Genomic DNA, 6,156 nt, shown 5'->3' with positions numbered 1-6,156 from the left:
CGGCTGGAGGTGCGGACCGGCGACCCGGCCGTCCAGCTCGAGCTGGGTGCGGAGGAGAACGGCGCCGACCTCGTCGTCGTCGGCGCTCGGGGCCACTCGGCGGCCCACCGGCTGCTGCTCGGGTCGGTCTCCACCCGGCTGCTGCATCACGCCCGCTGGCCGGTGCTGGTCGTCCGCTGAGCGTCCCACCAGCACCAGCACGGTGCCTTGCGAGGGATCAGGAGCGCTGGATCGGGTTGGCGGCGCGGCGGAAGCTGGCACCAGCCTTGTACGCGATCTGAAAGAAGTTGGCTCGCCCAGCGGGGCCTCGTTCCCGGGTGGAAGACGAGCAGGCCAGGCACAGGACCCGCGCCGAGTGACGACGCGGGTCCGGCCAGCGGGGCGCGTCAGCGCATCCGCTTCAACTCGTGCTGGATCTGCTGCTCGCTGAACGGCTGCTGGTAGATGTCCCAGGCGTGGAACACCAGGCCGATGCCCCAGATCAGCATCGGAATCGCCGGCCAGAAGAAACTGGCCCCGGTCAGCGCCCAGATGATCACCAGGGCGCCGTTGAACAGCACGTAGGCGAGCAGGTGCGCGCTGAAGTCCCGCTTCTTCCGCAGACGACTGGTCGCCTGCTCGCGGAGCCCCGGCTCGCTGGCAGGCGTCCGCAGGTCGGTCATGGTTGCCACCTCCTCCCCGTCACCATCCCACCTCCGGCGGCGGACCGCACGAGCCAGTGGGACCGCGATTCCACGGTCCGAAGGCCCCATCGGCTGCCGATGGTCCCGAAGCTGGCGTGCCGCCCGGCCGTAGGCGCAGGAGCAGCGGCAGGTCACGCTGAACCTAGGAGCCAGAACCGTCGAGCCGGAAGGCGATATGACCGCACCCACCGCCCTGCTGGTCGGGTACAACGGCGCCAACAACACCGGCGCCGAGGCACTCCTGCAGGCCGACATCGCCGACCTGCGAGCGGTCCTCGGCCCAGACGCCCGCCTGACCGTTCCCACCCTGAACGCGGCCAACCTGCGCCGCTACCTGCAACCCGGTCCCACGCTGCGGATCGCCCCGATCCCGACAGTCTTCGTTGCCGCCGTCCGCAGGCTGGTCCGCGACCACGACCTGGTCGTGCTGGTCGAGGGCAGCGCCTACATGGACACCTGGACACCGGCACTGCTGTGGTACTTCCTGTGGGCGACCCGGTGCGCCGACGAGGCCGGCAAGCCGTCCCTGGCCTACGCGGTGGACGCCGGCCAGCTATCCCAGCTCGACCGGTGGCTGACCCGCCGGGTGGCGAGCCGCAGCGAGCTGATCGTGACCAGGTCAGCGGCCGCCGCGGAGCGGCTGCGGTCCTGGGGGGTCACCGCGCCGATCACCGCGACCGCCGACAACGCCTTCAACTTCCAGCCCGACCCGCAGGACGCCGCCTGGCTGGAGGCGACGTGGCCGGAGGGCGCCGGGGCGGTCGGGCTGGCCCTGGTGGACTTCAGCCGCTTCCCGGTGGTGGTCCGGCCGTGGGGCCGCCAGCAGGACTGCTACCGCTGGCCGTACTACTTCGCGCACTCGTCGGCGCGGCGGCGGACGAGCCGCGCCCTGGCCGAGGGCTATGCGGCCCTCGCCGACGGCATCGTGGCCCGGCAGGGGCGGCCGGTGGCGCTGATCGGCATGGAGGAGCTGGACGAGCCGCTGGCCTGGGCGGTCCGGGACCGCATGCGGCATGGGGCGCGGGCCCGGGTGTTCTCCTCCCGCGAGCACGACGCCTCCCGGATGACCACCCTGCTGCGCAGCCTGGACCTGCTGGTCACCTCCCGCTACCACGCGGCCGTGCTGTCCATGGCCGCGGCCGTGCCCCAGCTCGCCGTCGGCCACGACCTGCGGCTGGTCAGCCTGTATCAGGAGCTGGGCCTGGCCGACGACCTGTTCGTCAAGGGCGGGGCCTCGCCCGAGGTGTTCGCCTCGGTCGAGGAGCGGGTCGAGCGGCTGCTCGCCGACCCGGCGCCGGTCCGGGCCGCGCTCCGGCATGGCCACCTGGTGCATGCCGCGGCGGCGCGGCGCAACCGCGAGCTCCTGCGCGGGTTCGTGCTGGGGCACGGGTGGGGTGAGCCGGCATGGGCGGCGTAGTCCTGGTCACCGGCGCCACCGGGTTCCTCGGCGCCCAGGTCGCCCGCCGCCTGGTCGAGCGGACTGACCACGAGGTGGTGGCCCTGGTCCGGGCGGCGGACGCGCAGGCGGCCACCCGCCGGCTGGCCCGCGCCTGGTGGGACTGGCCCGAGCTGGCCGCCGGGATCGCCGGCGGGCGGGTCCTGGCCGTCGCCGGCGACGTGCGGGCGCCCAGGCTGGGCCTGGACCCGGCCGACTGGCGCGGGCTCAGCCGGCGGGTCAGCCACGTCGTGCACGCCGCCGCCGACCTGCGGGTGGCCGCCCCGCTGGCCGAGCTGCGCCGCACGAATGTCGCCGGCGTGGACCACGTGCTCGAGCTGGCCGCCGCCGCCCACCGCGACCACGGCCTCGCGCGGCTCACCCATGTGTCGACCGCGTACGTGGCCGGACTGCGGCCCGACGACGTGCCGGAGGACGATCTGACCGGCCGGTACGGCTTCGCCAACGGCTACGAGCACAGCAAGTACGAGGGTGAGCGGCTGGTCCGGGCGGCGGCGTCGGCGCTGCCGGTCACGGTCGTGCGGCCGGCCATGATCGTGGGCGACAGCCGCACCGGTGCGGTCCGGACCTTCAACACCGTGTACGCGCCGCTGCGCCGCTACCTCACCGGGCGGCGGCGGCTGGTGCCGGTCCGGCCCGGGCTGCGGGTCAACATCGTCCCGGTGGACTGGGTCGCCGACGCGATCGTGCGCCTCACCTTCGACCGGGCGGCCGAGGGCCGGACCGTCCACCTGACCGCCCCGTTCGAGTCGCTGCCGACCGCAGCCGAGCTGATCGAGGCCACTCGCTGCTGGGCGGCCGAGCACCTGGACCTGCGACCGCCATGGCCGCTGTTCGTGCCGCTGCCCGGCGCGCTCCCCGGAGAGCTGCGGGCGCTACAGCCGTACCTGGCCGAGCGCCGCCGCTTCCGGCGTGACCACGCCGACCGGCTGCTCGGTCCCTATGCACCGGACTGGCGGGCGTACCTGCCGCGCCTGCTCACCTACGCCACCGCCCACGGGTTCATGCACCGCTGCGACCGGACCGTCCACGAGCAGATCCTGCACCGGCTGGCCGGCGGGGCCCGGCCGGTTTCCTACCAGGATCTCAGCGGCTCGGTGGCGGTCGACCGCGACGCCGGGGCGGTGCGTGCCGAGATGCTGGCGGCCGCCGGTGCCCTGCGGCGCCTCGGAGTGGGCCCGGGCGACCGGGTCGCGGTTGTCGGCCTGAACAGCACCCGCTACCTGACCGTTGACGTCGCGATCGGCCTGGCCGGCGCGGTCGGGGTGCCAGTGCACCCGACCAGCCCTCCCGCCGAGCTCGACGAGGTCCTCGCCGCCAGCGGCGCCCGGCTGCTGCTGGTCGGGGCGCCGGCCGTCCTGTCGCGGCTCGGCGAGCTGCGTTCCCGCCTCCCGGTGGTGTCGTTCTGCCCCGGGCCGGCGCCTGCGGGCGTACTCGCCTGGGCGGACTTCCTTGGCGCCGGGGCCGCCGACCCCGGGCCGGAGATCGCGCCGGTCGGGCCGGACGACCTGGCCACGATCCGCTACACCTCGGGCACGACCGGGCCGCCCAAAGGGGTCGCCTTCACCCACCGGCAGCTGCGCTGGATGGCCGAGACCATGGCCGGCCTGCTGCCCTGGACGGCCAGGACGCGGCCCGCCGCCTACCTGTCGTTCCTGCCCATGAACCATGTGGTGGAAGGCATCCTGGCCACCTACGCCCCCTACTGGCTGCCGGCGCCGGTGCGGGTCAGCTTCCTGGACGACTTCCGGCAGGTCGGCGAGGCGCTGCGCCGGGTCCGGCCGACCATCTTCTTCTCGGTTCCGCGGCTGTACGAGAAGGCGTGGGAGGCGCTGACGGCCAGCCGCCTCGGACGCCGCTGGCTTGCCGGCCCGCTTGGGTTGGAGCGCGCGCTCGAACGGGCGCTGCTGCGGCGGGCGCTGCTGCGGCGTGCCGGGCTGGACCGCTGCGCCCAGCTCATGGTGGGCTCGGCGCCGGCCAGCCCGGACCTGCTCGGCCGCCTCCGCGACCTGGGGGTCGAGGTCCACGACGCCTACGGCCTCACCGAGGCGCCTCTGGTCACCCTGAACCGCCACGGCCGCAACCGGATCGGCACGGTTGGCGCGCCACTGCCGGAGACCTCGGTGCGGATCGCCGCCGACGGGGAGGTCCTGGTCCGCGGGCCGCAGGTGACAACCGGCTATGTCGACGCCGGCATGGAGCAGCCGTTCCGCGACGGCTGGCTGGCCACCGGCGACCTCGGCCACCTCACCGCCGGCGGCTTCCTGGTCATCGACGGCCGCAAGAAGGAGCTGCTCAAGACCGCCTATGGCAAGTACCTGCACCCGGCCAAGGTCGAGGCCATGCTGCGGGCGCTGCCCGGCGTGGCCGAGGCGATGGTGGTGGGCGAGGGCCGGCCGTACTGCGCGGCACTGGTGTGGACCGAGGAGCCCGGCGGCTCCGCACCGGCCGGGCTGGACCGGGCCATGGCCGCGCTGAACGCCCGCCTGGAGCAGCCGGAGCAGGTGCGGCGCTGGAAGGTCCTGCCCTACGACCTGACGGTCGAGGGCGGCACGCTGACCACCAACCTCAAGCTCAGACGGGCGGCGGTGGCCGAGCAGCTGGGCGACGTGATCGCCTCGCTGTACGACCAGGCGCCCGCACCCGCAGGAAGGAGCCGGCGATGAGCCTAGCCGTGCGGCTGCTGGACGGCCACATCCCCGCGGTCGCGCGGCGTGCCGCCCTGCGGGCGCTGTTCGCCACCACCGCGGCCGGGTTCGGCTGCCCGGTCCCACCACTCGACGGGCTCGACGCCGAGGCGCTGCTGCGCCGCTACGCCCTGTTCACCCGGGACCAGGCCGAGGCCGCCCTGCGGGACGGGCAGGACCTGCCCGCACTCCACGATCGGCTGGAGCGCGGCGCCCGCGCGCTCGGCGCCCGCCTCCGGACCGGCCTGCGCCTGCACACCGCCGAGGACGCCATGGCCGCGGCCCGGATGGTGTACGGGCTGCTCGACATCGACCTTCGCGGCAACGGGCGCGGCGAGATCACCGTCCGGCGCTGCCCGTTCAGCGAGGTCTACAGCGCCGAGGTCTGCCGGCTGGTCGGCGCGCTGGACTCCGGCCTGCTGGCCGGCCTGTCCGGCGCCGACCGCCTGGAGTTCACCCAGCGGATCACCGAAGGTGCGCCGGCCTGCCTGGCCCGGCTGCGCCCAAGGAGGCGAGCGGGATGAGGACCGCGATCGTGGTCGGCAGCGGGGCCGGCGGGGCGACCGTCGCCCGAGAGCTGCAAGGCCCCTTCGAGGTCACCGTGCTGGAGGCCGGCCGTCCGTTCCGCCGCCTCGGCCTGGAACGCGCGACCGTCGAGCGGCTGCGCGACAGCCGCGTGCTCTTCGACCCGCGGCTCATCCGCGCCGTCTTTCCCGCCATGCAGGTCCGCCGCACCGGGGACATGTACCTGGTCAACGGGATCGGGGTGGGCGGCACCACCCCGATGGCCACCGGCAACGGCATCCGCGCCGACGGCGCCATCAGGGCGCTGGGGATCGACCTGGATCCCGAGTTCGACCAGATCAGCCGGGAGATCCACCTGTCCACCGTCCACCAGGCCCGCTGGCACCCGACCACCCGGCGCCTGTTCGCGTCCTGCGCCGAGCTGGACCTCGACCCGCGGCCCGTCCCCAAGATGACCACCGGGCAGGCGGCCTGCCGGCACTGCGGCCGCTGCGTGCTCGGCTGCCCCTACGGGGCCAAGTGGGACAGCCGCCGCTACCTGGACGAGGCCGTCGCCCGCGGGGCACGCCTGGTCACCGGCTGCCGGGTCGAGCGCCTGACAGTCCGCGACGGCTGGGTAACTGGTGTGGTGAGCCGCGGACCGCTCGGCAGCCGCCGGGACACCGCCGACCTGGTGGTGCTGGCCGCCGGCGGCCTGGGCACCCCGGCCATCCTGCAGCGCTCAGGCATCGCCTGCGAGCCCCGACTGTTCGTCGACCCGGTGCTGACCGTGGCCGCCAGGTGGCCCGACGCCTGGCAGTGCCAC

General features: G+C 74.7%; 6 protein-coding genes. 5 read left to right on the top strand and 1 reads right to left on the bottom strand.

The annotated features are described in order from the left end of the window. Positions 1–180: universal stress protein (locus VF468_22170; protein ID HEX5880997.1), on the top strand; the 180-nt coding region annotated here is incomplete at its 5' end. Positions 181–386: 206 nt separating this feature from the next. Here the strand turns inward: VF468_22170 and VF468_22165 are convergent. Next, a complete protein-coding gene (locus VF468_22165) occupies positions 387–662 on the bottom strand; it encodes a 2TM domain-containing protein (protein HEX5880996.1) in 276 nt (91 codons plus the stop codon). A gap of 196 nt (positions 663–858) precedes the next feature. Here VF468_22165 and VF468_22160 point away from each other — a divergent pair, with 196 nt between their 5' ends. The 4 genes from VF468_22160 to VF468_22145 all read left to right on the top strand — a co-directional run. Further along, positions 859–2,100, top strand: coding sequence for a polysaccharide pyruvyl transferase family protein (locus VF468_22160; protein ID HEX5880995.1), 1,242 nt, complete (start codon positions 859–861; stop codon positions 2,098–2,100). Next, positions 2,088–4,805, top strand: coding sequence for an AMP-binding protein (locus tag VF468_22155; GenBank protein ID HEX5880994.1), 2,718 nt, complete (start codon positions 2,088–2,090; stop codon positions 4,803–4,805). Before VF468_22160 ends, VF468_22155 begins: the two co-directional genes overlap by 13 nt. Beyond that, positions 4,802–5,350: a hypothetical protein gene (locus tag VF468_22150; protein ID HEX5880993.1), complete on the top strand. Its 549-nt coding sequence runs from the start codon at positions 4,802–4,804 to the stop codon at positions 5,348–5,350. The genes VF468_22155 and VF468_22150 overlap by 4 nt, the downstream gene beginning before the upstream one ends. Further along, the coding region (locus VF468_22145; GenBank protein ID HEX5880992.1) for an FAD-dependent oxidoreductase at positions 5,347–6,156 on the top strand (810 nt) is incomplete at its 3' end. The genes VF468_22150 and VF468_22145, both read left to right, overlap by 4 nt.

Source organism: Actinomycetota bacterium (genome assembly GCA_036280995.1).
GTDB lineage: Bacteria > Actinomycetota > CALGFH01 > CALGFH01 > CALGFH01 > CALGFH01.
This window is presented reverse-complemented; position numbering and strand designations above follow the sequence as displayed.

Bases quoted from the DNA above. Each gene is read 5' to 3' on its own strand.
- VF468_22160 (HEX5880995.1), top strand. From the start codon at position 859: ATGACCGCACCCACCGCCCTGCTGGTCGGGTACAACGGCGCCAACAAC.
- VF468_22150 (HEX5880993.1), top strand. From the start codon at position 4,802: ATGAGCCTAGCCGTGCGGCTGCTGGACGGCCACATCCCCGCGGTCGCG.
- VF468_22165 (HEX5880996.1), bottom strand. From the start codon at position 662: ATGACCGACCTGCGGACGCCTGCCAGCGAGCCGGGGCTCCGCGAGCAG.
- VF468_22155 (HEX5880994.1), top strand. From the start codon at position 2,088: ATGGGCGGCGTAGTCCTGGTCACCGGCGCCACCGGGTTCCTCGGCGCC.